General features: G+C 61.8%; 21 protein-coding genes and 1 pseudogene. 13 read left to right on the top strand and 9 right to left on the bottom strand.

Annotated features, from left to right (window positions below):
- Window positions 1–416 precede the first annotated feature (416 nt).
- The 3 genes from ISX84_RS18260 to ISX84_RS18250 are packed head-to-tail and all read left to right on the top strand — an operon-like array spanning window position 417 to window position 1,723.
- The gene (locus ISX84_RS18260; RefSeq protein WP_195821843.1) at window positions 417–779 is read left to right on the top strand and encodes an SUF system Fe-S cluster assembly protein; all 363 of its coding nucleotides are present in this window, start codon (window positions 417–419) and stop codon (window positions 777–779) included.
- 9 nt (window positions 780–788) lie between these two features.
- Window positions 789–1,355 (top strand): sugar O-acetyltransferase, encoded by a 567-nt coding sequence (locus tag ISX84_RS18255; protein ID WP_195821842.1) that lies wholly within the window; start codon window positions 789–791, stop codon window positions 1,353–1,355.
- Window positions 1,356–1,378: 23 nt separating this feature from the next.
- Complete coding sequence (locus ISX84_RS18250) at window positions 1,379–1,723, top strand: HesB/IscA family protein (RefSeq protein ID WP_195821841.1); 345 nt, start codon at window positions 1,379–1,381, stop codon at window positions 1,721–1,723.
- Here ISX84_RS18250 and ISX84_RS18245 read toward each other — a convergent pair.
- Window positions 1,706–2,632: an isopenicillin N synthase family dioxygenase gene (locus tag ISX84_RS18245; RefSeq protein WP_195821840.1), complete on the bottom strand. Its 927-nt coding sequence runs from the start codon at window positions 2,630–2,632 to the stop codon at window positions 1,706–1,708. The two genes, ISX84_RS18250 and ISX84_RS18245, sit on opposite strands and share 18 nt — an antisense overlap.
- A gap of 128 nt (window positions 2,633–2,760) precedes the next feature.
- Here ISX84_RS18245 and tpiA point away from each other — a divergent pair, with 128 nt between their 5' ends.
- Window positions 2,761–3,507, top strand: a complete 747-nt coding sequence (gene tpiA / locus ISX84_RS18240) for a triose-phosphate isomerase (RefSeq protein WP_195821839.1) — start codon at window positions 2,761–2,763, stop codon at window positions 3,505–3,507.
- A gap of 64 nt (window positions 3,508–3,571) precedes the next feature.
- Here tpiA and ISX84_RS18235 read toward each other — a convergent pair whose 3' ends face one another.
- From ISX84_RS18235 to ISX84_RS18215, 5 genes are all read right to left on the bottom strand, one after another.
- A complete protein-coding gene (locus tag ISX84_RS18235; protein ID WP_195821838.1) occupies window positions 3,572–4,951 on the bottom strand; it encodes a TRAP transporter large permease in 1,380 nt (459 codons plus the stop codon).
- A 3-nt stretch (window positions 4,952–4,954) separates the two neighbouring features.
- Entirely contained in the window at window positions 4,955–5,635 is a 681-nt protein-coding gene (locus tag ISX84_RS18230; protein WP_195821837.1) for a TRAP transporter small permease, read from the bottom strand.
- Between the two features lie 70 nt (window positions 5,636–5,705).
- Window positions 5,706–6,707 (bottom strand): DctP family TRAP transporter solute-binding subunit, encoded by a 1,002-nt coding sequence (locus tag ISX84_RS18225; RefSeq protein ID WP_195821836.1) that lies wholly within the window; start codon window positions 6,705–6,707, stop codon window positions 5,706–5,708.
- A 251-nt stretch (window positions 6,708–6,958) separates the two neighbouring features.
- A complete protein-coding gene (locus tag ISX84_RS18220; RefSeq protein WP_195821835.1) occupies window positions 6,959–8,191 on the bottom strand; it encodes a sigma-54-dependent transcriptional regulator in 1,233 nt (410 codons plus the stop codon).
- Window positions 8,188–9,936, bottom strand: coding sequence for a sensor histidine kinase (locus ISX84_RS18215; RefSeq protein WP_195821834.1), 1,749 nt, complete (start codon window positions 9,934–9,936; stop codon window positions 8,188–8,190). The genes ISX84_RS18220 and ISX84_RS18215 overlap by 4 nt, the downstream gene beginning before the upstream one ends.
- A gap of 59 nt (window positions 9,937–9,995) precedes the next feature.
- On the opposite strand from ISX84_RS18215, the gene ISX84_RS18210 reads away from it, so the two are divergent.
- The gene (locus ISX84_RS18210; RefSeq protein ID WP_195821833.1) at window positions 9,996–11,177 is read left to right on the top strand and encodes a cytochrome P450; all 1,182 of its coding nucleotides are present in this window, start codon (window positions 9,996–9,998) and stop codon (window positions 11,175–11,177) included.
- A 73-nt stretch (window positions 11,178–11,250) separates the two neighbouring features.
- Here ISX84_RS18210 and ISX84_RS18205 read toward each other — a convergent pair whose 3' ends face one another.
- Window positions 11,251–11,712 (bottom strand): Lrp/AsnC family transcriptional regulator, encoded by a 462-nt coding sequence (locus ISX84_RS18205; RefSeq protein ID WP_195821832.1) that lies wholly within the window; start codon window positions 11,710–11,712, stop codon window positions 11,251–11,253.
- A 141-nt stretch (window positions 11,713–11,853) separates the two neighbouring features.
- On the opposite strand from ISX84_RS18205, the gene cysG reads away from it, so the two are divergent.
- The 6 genes from cysG (at window position 11,854) to ISX84_RS18175 (ending at window position 17,334) form a co-directional block, all read left to right on the top strand.
- Complete coding sequence (cysG, locus tag ISX84_RS18200) at window positions 11,854–13,266, top strand: siroheme synthase CysG (protein WP_195821831.1); 1,413 nt, start codon at window positions 11,854–11,856, stop codon at window positions 13,264–13,266.
- Window positions 13,266–13,571 carry a DUF2849 domain-containing protein gene (locus ISX84_RS18195; RefSeq protein WP_195821830.1) on the top strand — a complete coding sequence of 102 codons (306 nt, stop codon included), beginning with the start codon at window positions 13,266–13,268 and terminating at the stop codon, window positions 13,569–13,571. Before cysG ends, ISX84_RS18195 begins: the two co-directional genes overlap by 1 nt.
- Entirely contained in the window at window positions 13,564–15,228 is a 1,665-nt protein-coding gene (locus ISX84_RS18190) for a nitrite/sulfite reductase (protein ID WP_195821829.1), read from the top strand. The genes ISX84_RS18195 and ISX84_RS18190 overlap by 8 nt, the downstream gene beginning before the upstream one ends.
- A complete protein-coding gene (locus ISX84_RS18185; RefSeq protein ID WP_195821828.1) occupies window positions 15,218–15,967 on the top strand; it encodes a phosphoadenylyl-sulfate reductase in 750 nt (249 codons plus the stop codon). Before ISX84_RS18190 ends, ISX84_RS18185 begins: the two co-directional genes overlap by 11 nt.
- 19 nt (window positions 15,968–15,986) lie before the next feature.
- A complete protein-coding gene (locus tag ISX84_RS18180) occupies window positions 15,987–16,406 on the top strand; it encodes a DUF934 domain-containing protein (protein WP_195821827.1) in 420 nt (139 codons plus the stop codon).
- A 79-nt stretch (window positions 16,407–16,485) separates the two neighbouring features.
- Window positions 16,486–17,334, top strand: a complete 849-nt coding sequence (locus tag ISX84_RS18175; RefSeq protein WP_195821826.1) for a ferredoxin--NADP reductase — start codon at window positions 16,486–16,488, stop codon at window positions 17,332–17,334.
- A 68-nt stretch (window positions 17,335–17,402) separates the two neighbouring features.
- Here the strand turns inward: ISX84_RS18175 and ISX84_RS18170 are convergent, their stop codons facing one another.
- A complete protein-coding gene (locus ISX84_RS18170) occupies window positions 17,403–18,281 on the bottom strand; it encodes a translation initiation factor 3 (protein WP_195821825.1) in 879 nt (292 codons plus the stop codon).
- A 178-nt stretch (window positions 18,282–18,459) separates the two neighbouring features.
- Between ISX84_RS18170 and infC the strand changes: the two genes are divergently transcribed.
- Window positions 18,460–19,029 (top strand): translation initiation factor IF-3, encoded by a 570-nt coding sequence (gene infC / locus ISX84_RS18165; RefSeq protein WP_195822067.1) that lies wholly within the window; start codon window positions 18,460–18,462, stop codon window positions 19,027–19,029.
- A gap of 220 nt (window positions 19,030–19,249) precedes the next feature.
- The gene (locus ISX84_RS18160) at window positions 19,250–19,951 is read left to right on the top strand and encodes a DUF1868 domain-containing protein (RefSeq protein WP_195821824.1); all 702 of its coding nucleotides are present in this window, start codon (window positions 19,250–19,252) and stop codon (window positions 19,949–19,951) included.
- A gap of 64 nt (window positions 19,952–20,015) precedes the next feature.
- Here the strand turns inward: ISX84_RS18160 and ISX84_RS18155 are convergent.
- A pseudogene (locus ISX84_RS18155) lies at window positions 20,016–20,131 on the bottom strand (FAD binding domain-containing protein); the annotation flags it as partial.

Below are 20,131 nucleotides of genomic sequence, written 5' to 3'. Positions count from 1 at the left end.
CGGATTGTCTTTAATCTAACGCCGACACGAACCGATATCGTGTCTGGCTGGGAACTACGCCGAGATTTACTGGCTGGTGCGCTCACCCCATGAACCACGCTCCAACCATTTCCTGCTGTGTAAGTCTGACCTGGTCGGGGACCGTTGTTTCGAAGCAACCCGGTCTCCTGAATGCCGATTCCTCAAAATGAGAGACTAAAGGTGCTGAGTTATGCAAGTGGCCTCAGGAATATACAAACGCCATGAACGGTTCTTGGCCGCACAGTTCTGCAGATAAACACGACTCCCCGACCTCTCGCATCACGGACAGAATGAGGATCCCGTGCCGCGCCCTCCCTGCAATCGCACGCGGCGCCCCTTTACCCCTCCGGTGCTAATCCTTATATAAAAGCTAAGGATCGTGAGAGAGGCCCTCGATGAACAATGTACCCGAACCGCTTGAAGGCGCGCCATTGATTGCCCCTTCCTCTACGGATCATCCCCTTTACGAGCAAATCGTTGAAGCGTGCCGTACCGTTTATGATCCGGAAATCCCGGTGAATATCTATGAATTGGGCTTGATCTATACCATTGATATCAATGCGGAAAATGAAGTCGCGATCAAGATGTCGCTGACCGCGCCCGGTTGCCCGGTCGCGGGTGAAATGCCGGGTTGGGTGGCGGATGCGGTAGAACCCCTGCCGGGCGTGAAGCACGTCGATGTGGATCTGGTCTGGGAGCCACCCTGGGGCATGGACATGATGTCCGACGAAGCGCGGCTTGAACTCGGGTTCATGTAAGCGAACTGCATGACAACCGAAAAAGAGAAGATGATCGCGGGCGAGCTCTATCGGGCTGGCGATGCCGAACTGGTGCGGGAACGCGCCACCAGCCAGGCCTTGCAGCGACGCTACAACAACACGATTGTCTCAGATGGAGATGAGCGCAAAGTCGTTCTGGATCAGTGGCTTGGATCGCGCGGCTCAAGTTGCGCCATCCGCACGCCGTTTCACGTCGACTATGGATACAACATTCATCTGGGGTCGGATGTCTTCTTCAACTACGGTTGTGTGCTGCTCGACGTCTGCCCGATCCGGATCGGGGACATGACGCAGGTGGGACCCATGGTGCAAATCCTGACCGCCGATCACCCACGCGATGCGGCCACCCGCGATGCCGGGCTGGAGTTCGGACAACCCATTGAGATCGGACGCAATGTCTGGATCGGCGGCGGGGCCCTGATCCTGCCCGGCGTGACCATCGGCGATGACGCCGTGATCGGCGCCGGTGCCGTGGTCACGCGGGATGTGCCGTCTGGTGTCACAGTTGCCGGAAATCCCGCGAGACCGCTTGTCCCGCGCGGCCCGACTGCCTAGATTAGGTCCAAAGGAGCACAGCGATGTTTGGCATTCCCGGCAAGCAGGCCGTCACGCTTACACCGAAGGCCGCCGCACAGGTGGCGAAACTCATGACCTCCGCGGGTCATGCGGGGTTGCGTATTGGTGTCAAGAAAGGCGGCTGTGCGGGCATGGAATACACCATGGAATACGTCGAGGCGACCGACCCCAACGACGAGATTGTCGAGCAGGATGGTGCGCGCGTGATGATTGCCCCCATGGCGCAGATGTTCCTCTTCGGAACCGAGATCGATTATGAGACCTCGCTGCTCGAAAGCGGCTTCAAGTTCCGCAACCCGAATGTGACCGAAGCCTGTGGCTGCGGGGAGTCAATTAAGTTCGGCTGAGCGTTCCTGATCCTGCAGATGCACGTAGGTCTCTGAAAACCGTTTTGTCAGATGTTCACCTGCCTTGATCACCTCACCTGATCCCATCGGGGCCACATTGGTATCGTAGGACGGGTTGAAGAACAGCGGTACAGAGATGCGTTCATGATCGCTGCCAATCACCCGGTGCGGTGTCGCGCGGACACGTCCGGCGGTCCACATCTCCATCATTTCACCAAAGTTAATGACAAACTCCCCCGGTGGTGCCGAGACCGGAATCCAACCGCCGCCCCGCTTGCGCACCTCAAGTCCCGGTGAGCCATCGGTGGCCAGCAGGGTCAGGCAGCCATAATCCGTATGGGTTGCGATGCCAAAATCCCGCGCCGTGGCCCAGGCGGGACGCTCGGGATAGAAGTTGCCGCGCAGCAGGGCCATGGGCGTGTCAAACGCCCCGTCGAAATACGTCTCCGCCGCGCCGATGGCACGCGCGATTGCGCGCAGGATGTCCATCGCCACCGCACAGGCCTCGCGATAATAGCTTTCGATCTCATCCTGGAAATCAGCCGGTGTGTCGGGCCATCTGTTCGGGGCATAGACGGCCAGGTCACTGCGCGGATCGCCCGCGGGTAAAGGGAAACCGCTGTCGAAAAACTGTTTGTAGTCGGGGTTTGCATCGGGATCGACCTGCTCGGAGCCCGCCGCCCCCCAACCCCGATTGGCCCCGGTTCGGGCCATGTCGATCCGGGATTTTTCCGCCTCTGGCAGGCGAAAGAAAGCACGATAGCCGGCCAGGACGACCTGCATCCGCTCTGCACTGATCGCGGTGTTGTACACGGTGAAAAACCCGGTGCCGGTGGCCGCCTCCCGCAGCTGCGCCATCGTTTCAGGATCGCCTGCCGCCATCAACGCCGCATCTAGTCTCGGGATCATGAGAAGACCTCCATCTGCCTGCCCCGCGGCCCTGCCACAGACACATGCGGCGCGCAAGTGGCGCAGGGCCAATTGCCGCCGACCGGTCGCCCTGCTACCAAGGCTGTGACAACTTTCAGGAGAGACACATGCGGCGTAAACTGGCAGCAGGCAATTGGAAAATGAACGGCTCGATCCCGGGTCTCGACATGATCGGCAAGCTCAAGCTGAAGCATCCCGAATGTCCCTGCGACGTGCTGATCTGCCCGCCCGCCCCGCTGCTTGCGCCCGCGCTGAACAATACCGCTGGCAGCCCTGTCCAAATCGGCGCCCAGAACTGCCACGCCGAGGAAAAGGGCGCCTATACCGGCGAACACTCCGCCGCGATGATTGCCGAGGTCGGCGCGACTTATGTCATCGTGGGTCACTCGGAGCGGCGGGCGGCCTATGGCGAGACGGATGCCCAGGTGGCGGCCAAGGCGCAGGCCGCCCAAGCCGCCGGGCTCACCGCGATTGTCTGCATCGGCGAAAGCCTGGAGCAGCGGGAGGCTGGCGAGGCGCTCGATGTGATCAAGACGCAGCTCAAGGGCTCGGTGCCGGAGGGCAGCGCGGGCAAGACACTTGTGGTGGCTTATGAACCCATCTGGGCCATCGGCACCGGTAAAATTCCCAGCATGGAGCAAATCGCCGACGTGCACGCGCTGATGCGCACCGAGCTGCGGGCGCGGTTCGGCGAGGATGCCGACAGCATGCGCCTGCTCTACGGCGGATCGGTAAAGCCGAACAACGCCGCGAACATTTTTGCCCTCGGCGATGTGGATGGTGCGCTTGTGGGCGGCGCGAGCCTCACGGAGGAGGACTTCTCCCCCATCATCGAAGCACTAGCGGCAAGCTGAGCCCTTCTTCTGGCATCAAATATCCCGGGGGAGCGCGCAGCGCGGGGGCAGCGCCCCCACCCGCCTATTGAATGATGATTTCCGGTCCCATCACCAGCGTCGGCAGCCATGTGCTGATGATCGGGATATAGGTCACCATGATCAGGAACACAAAGAGCACCGCCGTGAAGGGCAGCGCCGCCTTGACCACGGCCCACATCGGCATGTTGGCCACGCCGGAGGTGACAAAGAGGTTTAGACCCACCGGCGGCGTGATCATCCCGATCTCCATGTTCACCACCATGATGATCCCGAGGTGAATGGGGTCGATGCCCAGTTCAATGGCAATCGGAAAGACCAGCGGCGCCACGATCACCAGCAGCCCCGACGGTTCCATGAACTGCCCGCCGATCAGCAGGATCACATTCACGATCACCAGGAACACCACCGGCCCAAAGCCCGCGTCCAGCATAGCACTGGCGATCTGCTGCGGGATCTGTTCATCCGTCAGCACGTGTTTCAGGATCAGCGCATTGGCGATGATGAACATCAACGTCACGGTCAGCTTGCCCGCTTCAAAAAGCGTATTCTTGGTATCGCGATGGATGAATGCGGTGACCAGCGCCAGCGGTTTCTGCAATAGCGTCAGGTTGCGCGTGTCCTCGCCGTCGACATGTAACGGTCCCATGTCCCGGTACACGAAACTGGCGATAAAGAAGGCATAGACCGCCGCCACCGCTGCCGCTTCGGTCGGCGTGAAGATACCGCCATAGATACCACCCAGGATGATCACGATCAGGAACAGTCCCCAGCCCGCTTCCAACCCGCTGTCGATGACCTCGCCCCAGCCGCGCCATTCGCCTTTCGGCAGGTCGCGCAGCTTGGCGATGATGTAGATGGTCACCATCAGCATGGTGCCCGCCATCAGGCCCGGGATCACACCGGCCAGAAACATCCGCCCGACGGAAACATCCGTAGCGGAGGCGTAGACAACCATGACAATCGAAGGCGGGATCAGAATGCCGAGCGTCCCCGCATTGGCGATCACACCGGCGGCGAAATCCTTGGTATAGCCGACCTGTCGCATGCCCGCGATCACGATGGAGCCGATGGCCACAACGGTGGCGGGCGATGACCCGGAGAGCGCCGCAAAGAGCATACAGGCAAAGACCCCGGCAATTGCCAGCCCGCCCGGAAAATGCCCCACAAGGGCGATGGAAAAGCGGATGATCCGTCGCGCCACACCGCCCGTCGACATGAAGGACGAGGCGAGGATGAAGAACGGAATGGCCAGCAGGGTGTAGTGCCCCGCCATCGCCTGAAACAAGGTCTGTGCGATGGAGGCCAGCGAGGTATCGCTGAGCGCCAGCAGAAAGACGATGGAGGACATGCCAAGGCTCACGGCGATCGGCACACCGATCAGCATCAGACCCACCACCATGGTGAAAAGAATTGCAACTTCCATGGTTTAGCGCTCCGCGTTCAGGTGCTTGACGTCTTCGATGGCGTCTTCGGCTTCGTGGCTGACGATCAGGCTGGTCTGGGTGCCCCGCATCAGGCGCACCGTGGCCTGAACAAAGCGAAAGAGCAGCAGCGCCATGCCAAAGGGCAGCATTGCATAGGGGATGAAGCGCGGGATTTTCTCGTATTCCTCACCTTGGTTGAAAATCGGCTCGATCCAGCGCAACCATTCCGGCATCGGCATGTCGACAACCTCGTACCACGCCTGATCCCGGCTGTTTTCAAAGCCGGTTGGAAACCAGCGCCCGGAGGTGGCATCGAACCCGGCAAACGGTGCCCAGTAGTCCCACGCGCCTTTGAACACGAGGAAGGCGTAGCTGATGCAGACCGCGGCGGCGATCAGGGACAGCGTGCGCCTGACAGAGGGCGAAAAGAGGTTGATCAGCGCATCAACGCCCAGATGCGCGGTGACCTTGACCGCATAGCTCACCCCGAAAAGCACCAACCAGGCAAAGAGGAAGGTCACCGCCTCCAGCCCCCAGATGATGCCTGTATTGAACCCATACCGCAGCACCACGTTTATGAAGGTCAGGATGGTCATCAGCCCGAGGATCAGCGCAATCGCGGTCTCCTCGATTTCATTCACGATCCGGCCCAGCGTTGTCTGTGCCTCATAGGAATGCGCCATGCGTCCCTCCCCCCTTTAAAAAGCCGCCCGGCCCCCACCATCGGGGGCCGGGCGGTCTGTCATGTCACGTTCAGAAACCGGCGTTGATTGACTGCGCCGCGTCGATGTTTTCCTGACCGACATCATCCTTGAACTGGTCCCAGACGGGCTTCATCGTGGCGACCCATTCCTCACGGGCGGCCGCATCCAGCTCGCGTACCACGCCGCCGGCCTCGATGATCGCCGCCTTGGCCTGAGCGTTCACGGCGGTGGATTCAGCGTTACGGACTTCGGTCACCTCAGTCACGATGGTCGCCAGCTGGTCGCGCACATCCGCATCCAGGCTATCCCACCAGTCGGTGGAGGTCACAACCATATAGTCGATGATGCCGTGGTTGGTTTCGGTGATACCGTCCTGCACCTCAAAGAACTTCTGGCCGTAGATGTTCGACCATGTGTTCTCCTGCCCGTCGACAACGCCGGTCTGCAGCGCGCCGTAAACCTCCGAGAAAGCCATCGGCTGCGGCGAGCCGCCAAGAGCCGCCATCTGTGCCTTGAGCACGTCGGAATTCTGCACCCGGAACTTCAGGCCATTGGCGTCGGCGGGGCTGTTGAGCGGCACATTCGCCGACATCTGCTTCATGCCGTTGTGCCAGAAGGCAAGGCCCAGCAGACCGCGACGCGTCATGGATTCCTTCATCGCCACACCGGTATCGGAGGTCTGGAAGGCATCCACCGCATCGATGTTCTTGAACATGAAGGGCAGATCGAAGATGCGGAACACCTTGGTGAACTGCTCGAATTTCGACAGGGACGGCGCGGCCATCTGCACATCGCCCTGCAGCAGCGCCTCCAGCACCTGGTCATCGTTGTAGAGCGTGGAGTTCGGGAAAACCTCCATACAGGCCTTGCCGTTCATCTCCTCATTCACCCGTTCCTGCAGCAGGGATGCGGCAATGCCTTTGGGGTGACGGTCGGTGTTGGTCACGTGGCTGAACTTGATGACGATCTCGCCGTCATCACAGGCAGCAGCGACAGCAGAGGCGCTCACTGACAGGGTCAGCGCCGTCAGGGCAGCGGTTACTATTCTCATGTGGTTTCCTCCCAGAAACGTTTTGATTTTTCTTCCTTGGATCGGGCACCGCAGAGCGATGCGCTGATGAATATCAAACCGGTTCGGGCGCCTAAGAGCAAGCACTATGCGGGAGGCCAAAAAATCTGCGGATTTATTACTTTATTTCAGGGCTTTGCTGTTGGTATCTCATGTCGATTTCAAGAAGCCACCAAAGGTCCAAGTGCGGCAAGCCGCACAAGATGGATACAGTTTGTGCGAAATTCCGCACACTAAGGGACGCGGTAATCCTCCGTCCGAATCCCATAGCGCGTAAGCTTGTCATAGAAGGTCTTGCGGGGCAGTTTCAGCGCTTCCGCCGCCAGAACCGCGCGCCCTTCGGCCCGACGGAGGGCCTGTTCGAGCAGGCTTTGTTCCACCTGTGCCATCTGCTCCGCCAGCCCGAGAGAGGCATCGCTGCGGGCCTCTTCGCTTAACCCCAGCGCAAACCGCATCGCTTCCGACATCAGCGCACGGGCGTTGCCGGGCCAGTCCTGGGCCATGAGGTTTGCCACCACCTGTGGCGTAATCTCTGGCGCGTTCAGCCCGGCCTGCTCACTGGCCTGCGCCACATAGTGCTGGAACAGCACCGGAATGTCCTCGGGCCGCTCGGAGAGGGACGGGATGCGCACCGGCGTGACCTCCAGCCGGTAATAGAGTTCGGAATTCAACTGCCCTGCCGCGACGCTGGCGGCCAGATCGCGGTTTGATCCGGCGATGACCCGCGTCTGTGGGCCAGCCTCCAGCGCTTCAAGCAGTGTCAACTGCGCCTGCGCGGGCAGCTGGGTGATCTCGTCAATGAAAAGGCTGCCGGTGCGCGCCTTCTCCAGCGCCTCGGTCAGCAGGTTCGCGTCCAGCCCCGCAGCGGCCCGTTTCACGAAAGGTGCCTTGGATCGCGCGGAACAGAGGTGGATCACCTCCGCCACCTTGGAAATCCCGGTGCCGGGCGCGCCGGTCACCAGCACCTCTGTCTCGGTAACAGCTACGCGCCGCACCCGTTTGCGCAGCCCCTCGGCCAGATGCGACGTGCCGAACAGCATGCGCGCCGCCGGGTCCCCTGTGGCAATCAGGGCGCGCAGGCGGCGGTTGTCCAGAACAAGGCCCCGCGTCTTTAACGCACGCTCCAGCACCGCCAACAGATCAGTGGGCGCGCAGGGTTTTTCCAGAAAGTCGAAGGCCCCCTGCCCAACCGCCTTCATCGCCGTGGGAATATCGCCTTCGCCGGTCAGCAGGATCACCGGCAAATCCGCATCCTGTGCCCGTGCGTAGGCCAGCAGGTGAAAGCCGTCGCGCCCCGGCATGCGCAGATCCGACAGGATGACGCCATCGAATTCAGGGGTGATCAGGTCCTTTGCAGCAACAAAGGAGCTCGCCGTGACCGGGTCCAGATCGGCCAGTTCCAGCGTCTGCGCCAGCGCGTCCCGCACGGCGGCATCATCATCGACCAGCAGCACGCGCCGGCTCATGCGGCCACCTGCTCTGTCCAGGGCTGCACCTCGACGCTGAAGACGGCACCTTGCTTTGTATTGTGCACTCTGATCTCTCCGCCGAAACTCTGCATGATCCCGTAAGAGATCGACAGGCCCAGCCCCATGCCCTCCGATGCGCCGACTTCCTTGGTCGAATAAAAGGGATCAAAGACCTTTTCGGGGGCCTCAACGCCCGGGCCGCTGTCGCGTATCTCTATGCGCAAGGGTGCACCCTTGATGATTGAAACCCCCAACCTGCGCTCCTCACTCTCGGTCACCGCATCCAGCGCATTGGTCATCAGGTTCACGAAAACCTGCCCAAGGCGCACCTCCCCGCCCTTGACCCAGATCGGTGCTGAGCCCGGCGCGTAGTCGACTGTAACCCCCATGGCCGCTGCCCTGCCGCTCACCATCTCCACCGCCGCATCCAGCACGGCAATCAGGTCCACCCGCGTCATCGGTTCGGTCTGTTGGGTGGAAAAGGCACGCAGGTTCTTGATGATGCGCCCCATGCGGCGGGCCATGTCGGAAATCCGCCCCAGGTTTTCCTGCGCACGCTCCGGTTTGCCGCGCTCCAGAAACAGCCCGGCGTTTTCGGCAAAGGAGCGGATCGCCATCAGCGGCTGATTGAGTTCGTGGCTGATGCCCGCGCTCATCTTGCCAAGCGCGCTGAGTTTGCTGGCCTGCACCAAATCGGCCTGGGCGCGGGCCAGTGCTGTCTCCGCCTCCTTGCGCTCGGACACCTCCAGCCGCAGGGCCGTGTTGATCTCTGAGAGCGCCGAGGTGCGCCGCGCCACCCGGTCCTCCAGCTGCGCATTGGCCCGCGCCAGCGTCCGGCGCCTCTCCGTTGCCAGAAACAGAAGCGCCCCGAACGCCAGACAAAGTGCGGCCACCACGGTCGCCTGCAGCTTGGCCAATTGCCGCGCGGGTGCCACGTCGATCAGCACCTCACCCGTCAGGCCGATCACCGGCAGATGTTTCACCAGATGCAGCGCATTCTGCGGCAGATAAGGCCCCCAGCCCAACCGCCAGATTTCATGCCCGCCGGTCTCGTAGCTGTCAAACGGCGGGGCGGTGCCATCGGGCGGTGCCAGCCCCGGCCCACCCGCCGCGCGCTGCCAGAGCACCAGCTCGGAGCGGTTGGTGACAAAGACCTGACCGTAGACATCGGTAAAGAACACCGCGCGCAGCCCACCGCGCCAGGCGTCTTCGATCCCGTCCATGCCTGCGGCCACGACAATTGCGCCCTGCACCTTGCCATCCGTTCCAAATGATGGGGCTGCGTAGTAAAATGCGCGCTCGTCCAAGGGTTTGGCCACCCCATGCCCCCACCCCAGCGCGCCCTGCAGCGCCCGCTGAACATAGCCTGTGGCGCCCAGGTCACTCCCGGCGGGGCCGCGTGCCGCCGCCTGTACCCGGCCCACGCCATCGACAAACATCACGTCCAGCGCATCGGTCTTGTCCGCCACATCCAGAAACAAGGCACGGGCGTCTTCCACCCCCCGACCGCCCGCAAGCGCGTCACTCAGCGGATGATCCGCCAGGAACACCGCCAACTCACGGAACCGCTGCAATTGCCCCTGGAGCCGGTCGCTGGCCAGCGCCAGATCGCTTTCGCCTTGTCGCGCCAGCTGGTCCAGCGCCTGCAGATAGGCATAGCGCCACACGCCCGCAGAGGCCGCCGCCACCGCGCTCAAAAACACACAGATAAACACCGCACGGTGCACAAAAGCCCTGGACATGGGTCAAGCTTACAAACAGCCCCTTGCCTTGACCAGTGGCGCGGGCATTAAAGGGCGTCATGAAGGTGCTGATTCAATCCCCGCTTGAGCCTGATTTCGTGCAGGACCCCTACGCGCTCTATGCCCGTGTTCTGGCCGAAGATCCCGTGCAGTACTGGGAAGACTACGGCATGATGGCCGTCTTTGACGCGGCAACCGTGCATGCGCTGCTGCGGGATCGCCGGTTGGGGCGGGCCGTGCCCGAGGACCAGCGCACGCCGGTGCCGGACCACCTGCACCGCTTTGACGCGGTTGAACGCCATTCGATGCTTGATCTGGAACCGCCGACGCACACGCGGCTGCGCGGGCTTGTGCTGCGCGCCTTCACCTCGCGGCGGGTGAAGGCTCTGGCCCCCGATATCGACGAGATTTGCACCGATCTGCTGAACCGCTTTCCGGACGCGCCGTTCGACCTCATCCCGGCCTTTTGCACCGCCCTGCCTGTCCGCGTCATCGCCCGCCTGCTGGGCGTACCAGAGGAGATGTCAGATCAGCTTCTGCAGTGGTCCAATACGATGGTGGCCATGTATCAGGCCAACCGCACCCACCAGACCGAGGTGGCCGCAGATCAGGCGGCGTCCGAATTCTCCGCGTTCCTGGCCAGTTACATCGAAAAGCGCCGGGCAGACCCGCGTGACGATCTGATCACCCATCTGATCGCGGCGGAGGAGGATGGCGAAAAACTCTCCCACCCGGAAATGATCGGGACCTGCATCCTGCTGCTGAATGCCGGGCACGAAGCCACGGTCCACACCCTGGGCAATGCGGTCAAAGCCCTGTTGGAACACGAAACCCCGGCCCGCGCACTGGCGCCGGATGCCATCGCCGCCACAGTCGAGGAAGCGCTGCGCTTTGACCCGCCGCTGCACATGTTCACGCGCTATGCCTATGAGGACATCGAGGTCGGCGGGTATCGCCTCGAAAAGGGCAAGCAAGTGGCGCTGATGCTGGGGGCTGCCGGGCGCGACCCCGCCCGCTTCAACGCCTCCGATCTCTTCGACCCCTTCCGTGACGCCGCACCACACGCAGCCTTTGGCGGTGGCCTGCATTTCTGCGTTGGCGCGCCACTGGCACGACTGGAACTGCAGATGGGCCTGCAACGTCTTTTCGCCCATACGCCGCATTTGAAACTGGTGGAAAAGCCCACCTATTCAAACACCTATCACTTCCACGGCCTCACCCATCTGCAGGTGACGGCCTGAGCCGCGACAGGCTCACACCCGCAGCAAGCGCCTATCATAAGAATGCGGCGCCAGCCGCGCCTTTGGATCACGCCTAGAGCGGTAGCATAGTGGTCGATTTGATCTCTTCCATCGACAAGAGCGCCGTCACATTATGCACCCGCACCTCCGAAATCAGCGCCTGGTAAAAGGCATCATAGGCGCGCGCATTCTTCACCCGCACTTTAAGAATATAGTCGATATCTCCGGCCAGCCGGTGTGCCTCCTGCACCTCGGGCCGGTCGCGCAGGGCCTGCAGAAACGCCGCCTGCCACTCCGCTTCATGCTCCGATGTGCGGATCAGGACAAAGAAACATGCCTCGAACCCCAACGCATCCGCATCCAGCACAACCGTCTGCTGACCGATCACACCGGCATCCCGCATTTTCCGAATCCGGTTCCACACCGGCGTCTTGGAAGAGCCCACCTGGGCTGCGATTTCATCCAATGACTGGCTGGCATCGCGTTGCAGCTCGCCAAGGATTTTCCTGTCTGTGTCGTCTATGCGAACGGTCATCCTGCCTTTTCCCTCTCACATGGTCACTTGTTCTCTTTCCTAGGTAAATCAGAACAAGTGTCCTTATCAACAGCAGAACCTAGCTAATACCCGGGAAAATTTCCTATATTGGACCCAAGAAATTTCGAAAGGCCGAGCCTCATGGACCATTTTCCGATCTTCCTGCGCGTCGAAGGCCGCCGCATCGTCCTGTCGGGCGGTGGCGAGGCCGCACTGGCCAAGCTGCGCCTGCTGATGAAGACGGCGGGTCACATCACGGTTTTCAGCGCTGATCCGGCCCCTGAGATCGTCGCATGGGCGGAAAACGGAAAACTGCGCCTTGTGCGCCGCGCCATGGCCCCCGGCGACACCCTTTGCGCGGCACTTTTCTACGCCGCTGATGAGGATGACGCCGAGGATGCCCGCACCGCTGCCATCGCCCGCGCGGATGGCGCCCTGGTGAATGTGGTGGACAACCTCGAAGACAGCCAGTTCATCACCCCGGCCATCGTGGATCGTGACCCTGTGACCATCGCCATTGGCACCGAGGGGGCCGCCCCGGTGCTGGCCCGCGCCATCAAGGCAGACCTCGAAGAACGTCTGCCCGTCGCTCTCGGCCCGCTTGCCCGCATCGGCAAGACTTTCCGCAAAGCCGCCGAGGTCTTGCCTTTTGGCCGTGCGCGGCGGGACTTCTGGCGCGACTATTACTTCAACGCGGGCCCTGCCGCGATCACCGGCGGCGAGACGGCTGTTCAGGGTGCACTTGACGCGCTGCTGACCGACCATCTCGCGCGCAAGGCCCGCCCCGGCCATGTGCATTTCGTGGGCGGCGGCCCGGGGGACCCGGACCTGCTGACGATGAAAGCGCGCCGCCTTTTGGATGAGGCCGACGTGGTGATCTACGACCGGCTGATCAGCGCGCCTATTCTCGAACTCGCCCGCCGTGAAGCGGTGATGATCGACGTGGGCAAGGAGGCCTTTGGCCCCTCGACCCCGCAGGAAACCATCAACGATCTGATCGTTGAGCACGCGCAAAAGGGCGCGCAGGTCGTGCGGTTGAAATCCGGTGATGCCACCGTCTTTGGCCGCCTCGACGAAGAGATCGATGCGCTGGACGCCCATCAGATCGCCTGGAGCGTCGTGCCGGGCATCACCTCTGCCTCCGCCGCCGTGGCGGAAATCGGTCAGAGCCTCACAAAGCGCGGGCGCAACTCTTCGGTGCGCTTCCTCACCGGGCACGACATGAAAGGCTTTGCCGATCATGACTGGGCCACGCTTGCACGCCCCGGCGAAGTCGCCGCGATCTACATGGGCAAGAAATCTGCGCGCTTCATTCAGGGCCGCCTGATCATGCACGGCGCGGATCGACACACGCCCGTGACCGTGATCGAAAATGCCTCCCGCCCCGAGCAGCGCATTCTGGACACCACGCTGGACGCGCTGCCCACCGCGCTGGCGGCTGCCGAGATGTCCGGCCCGGCGTTGACCTTCTATGGTTTGGCCCCGCGCGACGCGGTGCAGGCACAGACCGACAACCCCTATTCCACTCCCATCCAAGCACAGGAGGCGCTCTGATGCCCCGCGCATTTACCCCCAAAGTTGTGACCGCAAACGCTCTGCTCGAAGGCGATGTCATCTATCAGACAGCGACCGGTTGGAGCCGTGATCTGGCCGAGGCTGAGGTGCTGACCGATGAGGCCGACGCCGATCTGCGTCTGATCGATGCCGCCCAGCAGATCGACACCGTTGTGGGCGCTTATCTGGCCGATGTGGATGCCAGCGGCGAGACACCCAAGCCCACACATTTCCGCGAAGATTTCCGGGCCAAGGGTCCGTCCAACTATGCCCACGGCAAGCAAGAGGCAGCCAGCCATGTATAATTATACCGACTTCGACACCGCCTTCATCAAGGAACGCAATGCGCAGTTCCGCGCCCAGGTCGAGCGCCGCATCGACGGATCGCTGACCGAGGATGAATTCAAGCCGCTGCGCCTGATGAACGGGCTCTACCTGCAGCTGCACGCCTATATGCTGCGCGTGGCCATTCCCTACGGCACGTTGAATTCCCGCCAAATGCATGTGCTGGCCGATATCGCGGACAAGTGGGACAAGGGCTATGGCCATTTCACCACGCGGCAGAACATCCAGTACAACTGGCCCCAACTGCGCGACGTGCCGGATATGCTCGATGCGTTGGGTGAGGTGCAGATGCACGCGATCCAGACCTCGGGCAATACCATCCGCAACGTGACCGCAGACCATTTCGCGGGTGCCGCGGCAGATGAGATCGCCGATCCGCGCCCCGTCGCTGAACTGATCCGTCAGTGGTCCACCGACCATCCGGAATTCCAGTTCCTGCCGCGTAAGTTCAAGGTGGCCGTGACCGGCTCCCCCAATGACCGCGCGGTGACCAAGGCCCATGACATCGGGCTGCGCATGATCGAACGCGACGGTGTTGCCGGGTTTGAAGTGATCGTGGGTGGTGGTCTGGGCCGGACACCGATGATCGGCAAGGTGCTGAAAGACTTCCTGCCGCGCGAAGACCTGCTGCCATATCTGGAAGCCATCGTGAGCGTCTACAACCTGCTGGGTCGGCGCGACAACAAGTACAAGGCGCGGATCAAGATCACCCTGCATGAGAACGGGCTGGAGGATTTCAGCGCGCGGGTCGAGGAACGCTATGCGCTGATCCGGCCGCAGTTCACCGGTGTGGATCAGCAGATGCTGGCCGCGATCGAGGCCGATTTCGCCCTGCCCACCTTCCGTCAGGAAAAGGTGCGGGAATATCACGAGGCGCGCGACCACTATCCCGCGTTCCGCAGCTGGGCCGATACCAACCTCGCCGAGCACCGCGAACCGGGCTATGCGATTGTCACGATCAGCCTCAAGGCCCATGGCGCGACCCCGGGCGATGCCACATCGGCGCAGATGCGCCTGATGGCCGATTTGGCCAAACGCTACGGTCATGATGAGCTGCGCATCAGCCACGAGCAGAACGTGATCCTGCCGCACGTGCACAAGAACGACCTGCCGTCGGTCTATTCCGCGCTGCGTGCTGCCGGTCTGGGCACGGCCAATGTCGGTCTGATTTCCGACATCATCGCCTGCCCCGGCATGGATTACTGCGCGCTGGCCACGGCCCGGTCGATCCCGATTGCGCAGGAAATCGCGACACGCTTTGACGAGCTGAAGTTGGAACACGACGTGGGCCCGTTGAAGATCAAGATCTCAGGCTGCATCAACGCCTGTGGGCACCACCACGTAGGCCACATCGGCATTCTCGGCCTCGACCGGGCTGGTGTGGAGAACTACCAGATCACACTGGGCGGGGATGGCACCGAAGACGCCAGCATTGGCGAGCGGGCCGGCCCAGGGTTCTCTGCCGAGGAGATCATCCCGGCCATCGAACGTCTGGTCATGGCCTACCTTGAGCTGCGCGAAGAGCCTGCAGAGACCTTCCTGCAGACCTATCGCCGCCTTGGGTTGGCCCCGTTCAAGGCCGCCCTTTACCCCGAGGCACAGGCCAATGCCGCTTGATCACCCTGCTCCCCAGGACGATCTGATCCTGCGCACTAAGGTGGACCAGCTGAATGACCGGCTGCGCCACCATAGTGCGACGGATGTACTGCGCGTGGCTGTTGACGCGGTGCCTGGTCTGGCGCTGGTGTCCAGCTTTGGCGCAGAATCCGTGGCCTTGCTGCACCTGACCGCCATGGTGGATCGGGATATCCCGGTGCTGTTCATCGACACCGAGATGCTTTTCACCGAGACGCTGGTCTACCAGCAGGAGGTGGCGGAGCGGCTGGGTCTGCGTAACCTGCGGATCCTCCGCAGCGAAGATGTGCGGCGCGAGGACCCCGATGACACCCTGCACCAGCGTGACACCGATGCCTGTTGCGCCCTGCGCAAGACGCGGCCCCTGAATGCCGCCCTTGCACAGCACGGCGGCTGGATCACCGGGCGCAAGCGGTTCCAGTCAGGCCAGCGTGCCGATCTGGACTTCTTTGAGGTGGAAGCAGGCACGGGCCGCATCAAGGTCAACCCGCTGGCCTATTGGCAACCGGGTGATGTGGCCGATTACATCGCTGAAAATCGCCTGCCCCGCCACCCGCTGGTGGCGCGCGGCTACCCCTCTATCGGATGTGCACCTTGCACCTCCCCCGTCACTGCTGGCGAAGACCCCCGCGCGGGCCGCTGGCGCAATTCGGACAAGGACGAATGTGGCATCCACTTCGTTGACGGCAAAGCGATCCGCTTGGGATCGACGACAAAATGATCCGCACAGGAGCCCCTTCATGAGCACGCTTGTTACAGACACCGGTTTTTCCAGCGATGACTGGCAGGAACCTTTCATCACCCTGGACGCGGCCAATGACGCCAGCGCGCTGGACGTACCATCGGATGCCGATCCGGCCGCCATCCCGCTCTGCGGTGGGTTGCAGATGATCCGCGTGGATTTCCCGTCGTCCGCCGATGGGCGTGGCTTTACCATCGCGCGGCAATTGCGCCTGCGCGGGTTCACGGGGCGTCTGCGCGCCAAGGGGCATGTGCTGGCCGACCAATACGCCATGGCGCGCCGGTCGGGCTTTGACGAGGTGGAAATCTCTGACGAGCTGGCCGCACGGCAACCGCAGGAACAGTGGCAGTTCCGCGCCAACTGGCAGGACAACAACTATCAGGCGCGGCTGCGTGGCACCGGAGCACCGGTGGCGTAACGCGGCTGATTGACGCCTTTCCCCTCTCCATTCTTCTTTCTAAAAGGGACGCGCAGGTGTAAGCCTGCGTTGACATATTATGACCGAGCAAACACCCGTGACCGAAGCATCCGCCGTCAAGATCCCCACGCTGCCCGACGCGCAGACCGTGACCTCTGTTCAGCATTGGACGGACCGTCTGTTCTCCTTCCGCGTGACGCGGCCCGCCTCTTTGCGGTTCCGCTCTGGCGAATTCGTGATGATCGGCCTGATGGGCGACCCGCACCCCGAGACCGGCAAGCAGAAACCGCTGCTGCGCGCCTATTCTATCGCCTCGCCCTCCTGGGATGAGGAACTGGAGTTCTACTCGATCAAGGTGCAGGACGGCCCGCTGACCTCGAAACTGCAGCACATTCAGCCGGGGGATGAGATCATCCTGCGCCCCAAGCCCGTCGGCACGCTGGTGCATGATGCGCTGCTGCCGGGCAAGCGGCTGTGGTTCTTTGCCACCGGCACAGGCTTTGCGCCCTTTGCCTCGCTGCTGCGCGACCCGCAAACCTATGAGGATTACGATCAGGTCATCGTCACGCACACCTGCCGCGATGTGGCCGAATTGGAATATGGCCGCCAGCTGATCGACAACCTGCGCACGGACGAGATGATGCTGGAACTGCTGGGCGAGGAAAACTTGGCCAAGCTGACCTATTACCCGACCACCACGCGGGAAGAGAGCCCCAAGATGGGCCGCATCACCACGCTGCTGAAAGACGGGACTGTTTTTGCAGATCTAGGCATCGACGGCATTTCAGCCGAGACGGACCGCGCCATGGTCTGTGGTTCCATGGGGCTGAACACCGACCTGAAGGAGATCCTGGAAGGGTTCGGCCTCGACGAAGGCGCCAACTCCGATCCCAAACATTACGTGGTGGAAAAAGCCTTCGTCGGCTGACCGACACGCAAATCCAAACGAAAACGCCCGGGCACTCAAACCCGGGCGTTTTTTATTGTGAAGAGCGGTTACTGAACGCCCAGAGCGGTGCGCAACTGGGTCAGCGCGGCTTGCAACAGCTCAGGATTGTCCTGCGCCTGCCGCACCGTATTGGTCAGCAGCAGCTTTTGTGAGGTGCCCAGATCGGAGTTTTCGATCATCTCCGTCACTTTGGCGAAGTCGAACCCTTCGACTGTCAGCGCTTCCTCGGCCTTCGCGTCATCCACGGCAGCAACGGTATCGGTCGCCTCATCCGCGGTGACAGCGGCGGTTTCCGTACCCTCCTGTGCGGCCTCTGCTGCGTCATTTACCGCTGATGTCGTTGTCTCCGTCGTGGCTTGTGCCGCATCGGCAGCGCTATCCTCAACAGCATCAGCCGTGGCCGTCGCAGTTTCGGTCGCACCGTCAACCGCATCGCTGGCAGCATCCGCGGCATTCTCTGCTGCCTCTTGTGTGGCATCAACTGCGTCATTTGCGGCTTCGGTCGTTGCCTGCGCTGCGGCGCTGGCGCCGTCCTCTACTGCATCGGCGGTCGCTGCAGCGGTTTCTGTCGCAGCATCCGCAACACTCTCTGCCGCTTGTTCGGTCGCGTCGACCGCATCGCCGGCAGCGTCAGACGTCGCGGTTGTCGCGTCTTCCACCAGATTTGCCACACCCTCTGCGGCATCGCTCGCGGCTTCCGTTGTCGCGTCCACCGCATCTCCCGCGGCCTCTGCGACCGAGCTTGCCGCCTCGCTCACCGCGTCAGCGGCATCGCCAAGGGCTTCTTCTGCCGTTTCGAGCGGTGCGACCTCTTCAACGGTCTCCGCCGTATCCTGGACGACCTCGGCGGGGTTTTGACCGGAGTAAAGCAGATATCCACCGCCGATGATCACGGCGGCCAGTAGTATCCAGACGAGATTTTTCATGTTGTTCTTCCCTCTCTAGCGCCCCGGGCCCATCATCGGGCCTTGTTGAGCGTTGTAATGTCAGTTGCGCATCAGGGATAAAACCATCAAGGGGGAAAACCGTTCCAATCGGCCCATTCCGGCCTATTTTGCGGCTTGAAGAAGACCCGCACCGCAGGTAACTTGCGGTTTCAGATTTATCAACAATTCAAGGACGACCATCATCGCTCGCAGACCCCACAACGCACCGCCGCAAAGAGACACCGGCCCGCGCGTCAACGACAAGATCCGAAGCCCAGAGATCCGCCTGATCGGTGCCGATGGCGAAAATGTCGGTGTCGTATCTCCGGACCGCGCCATGGATATGGCGGATGAAGCCGGTCTGGACCTCGTCGAAATTTCGCCCAATGCGAACCCACCGGTCTGCAAGATCATGGACTTCGGCAAGTTCAAGTACGAGACGCAGAAACGCGAGGCCGAGGCGCGCAAGAAACAGAAGATCATCGAGATCAAAGAGGTCAAGTTCCGCCCGAACACCGACACCAATGACTACGATGTGAAAATGCGTAACGTCTTCAAGTTCCTGGAAAACGGCGACAAGGTGAAGATCACCTTGCGGTTTCGCGGGCGCGAGATGGCGCACCAGAATCTGGGCCGCGAATTGCTGGAGCGGGTTGCCGAGGATACCAAGGACGCAGGCCGGGTGGAGAACTTCCCCAAGATGGAAGGCCGCCAGATGGTCATGCTGATCGGGCCCTTGCCCAAGTAATCCCTTGGGACTGTTAACCGGAACGCCCTGTCTTTAGCGACGGGGCGTTTTTGTTTTTGATATGCCTTTCGGTGTCGGTACCCAGCGTGCGATCCTTCTAGCCAAGCTCGGGACTGCCGGGCGGACAACACACCGCAGAAAGGCTTTCCGAATCTCCCGAAGGCCGTCAAGAAGTGGGCGACAGGCACGACACCCGTGCCCCAACCAGCGGAGCGCCCGGATGCCCCTTGAAACTGACATTGCCACCTTTGCCGCAGGGCAGAACGCAAATCCCCCCGCGCGGCTTGGACAACGCTACAGCGCAACCGCGTTTCTGCCCGAGGCCGGAAACACCGTGGTGTGCCATCTGGACCGGGCCGTACCGGCGCACCAGGCCGTGCTGGACGCACGCATGCGGATGCAGGCCTTGCCTGGCGCTGAAAACTTCCTCTACACGCCCGCCGAAAGCCTGCATATGACCGTCTTTGAAGGGGTGATTGAAACGCGACGAACAGCCGATGCCTGGCCCGCAGGCATGGACCGCGATGCCCCTGTGACGGAGGTGACAGAGACGTTGATGACACGTCTGGAGCGGTTCTCACCGCCCCCTGCCTTTTCGGTGCAGGTCAAGGATGTGGTGCCAACCGGCCTCATGCTGACCGGCGCGACAGCAGAAGATGATCGCATCCTGCAGGACTGGCGCGATGCCTTGACCGAGCCCTTCGGGTACCGGCACAAAGACCATGACGCCTATCGGTTTCACATGACCTTTGCCTACCCTACCGGTTGGATTCCGGATGATCTGGTGCCCGTCTGGACACAGGAATTGAACACAATTCTGGAGGATCTTTCGCAGGCGGCGCCTGTCATTCCCCTCAGAGCGCCCGCGTTCTGCCAGTTCGCCGACATGGAAGAATTTAAGGAATTGCGCATCCTCAGGTAGCCGGTTGGCAATGATATTCAGCCCTGCCGTTTTTTTTGGCAGGGCTTTTTGTTTTGCGGGCCTTTTACGTGGCGTTTTGCACTGCGCGTTTGGTCATGACGGCGACCAGATGCGCGCGGTAGGCGCCGGTGCCGTGCAGGTCGCTGATCATGTTGTCCCCCGCCAGCGCAAGCCCCTCCA

Source organism: Roseobacter sp. MH60115, assembly GCF_015644665.1.
Lineage (GTDB): Bacteria > Pseudomonadota > Alphaproteobacteria > Rhodobacterales > Rhodobacteraceae > Roseobacter.
The sequence above is the reverse complement of the archived record's forward strand: the minus strand, read 5'-3'. Positions and strand labels throughout refer to the sequence as shown.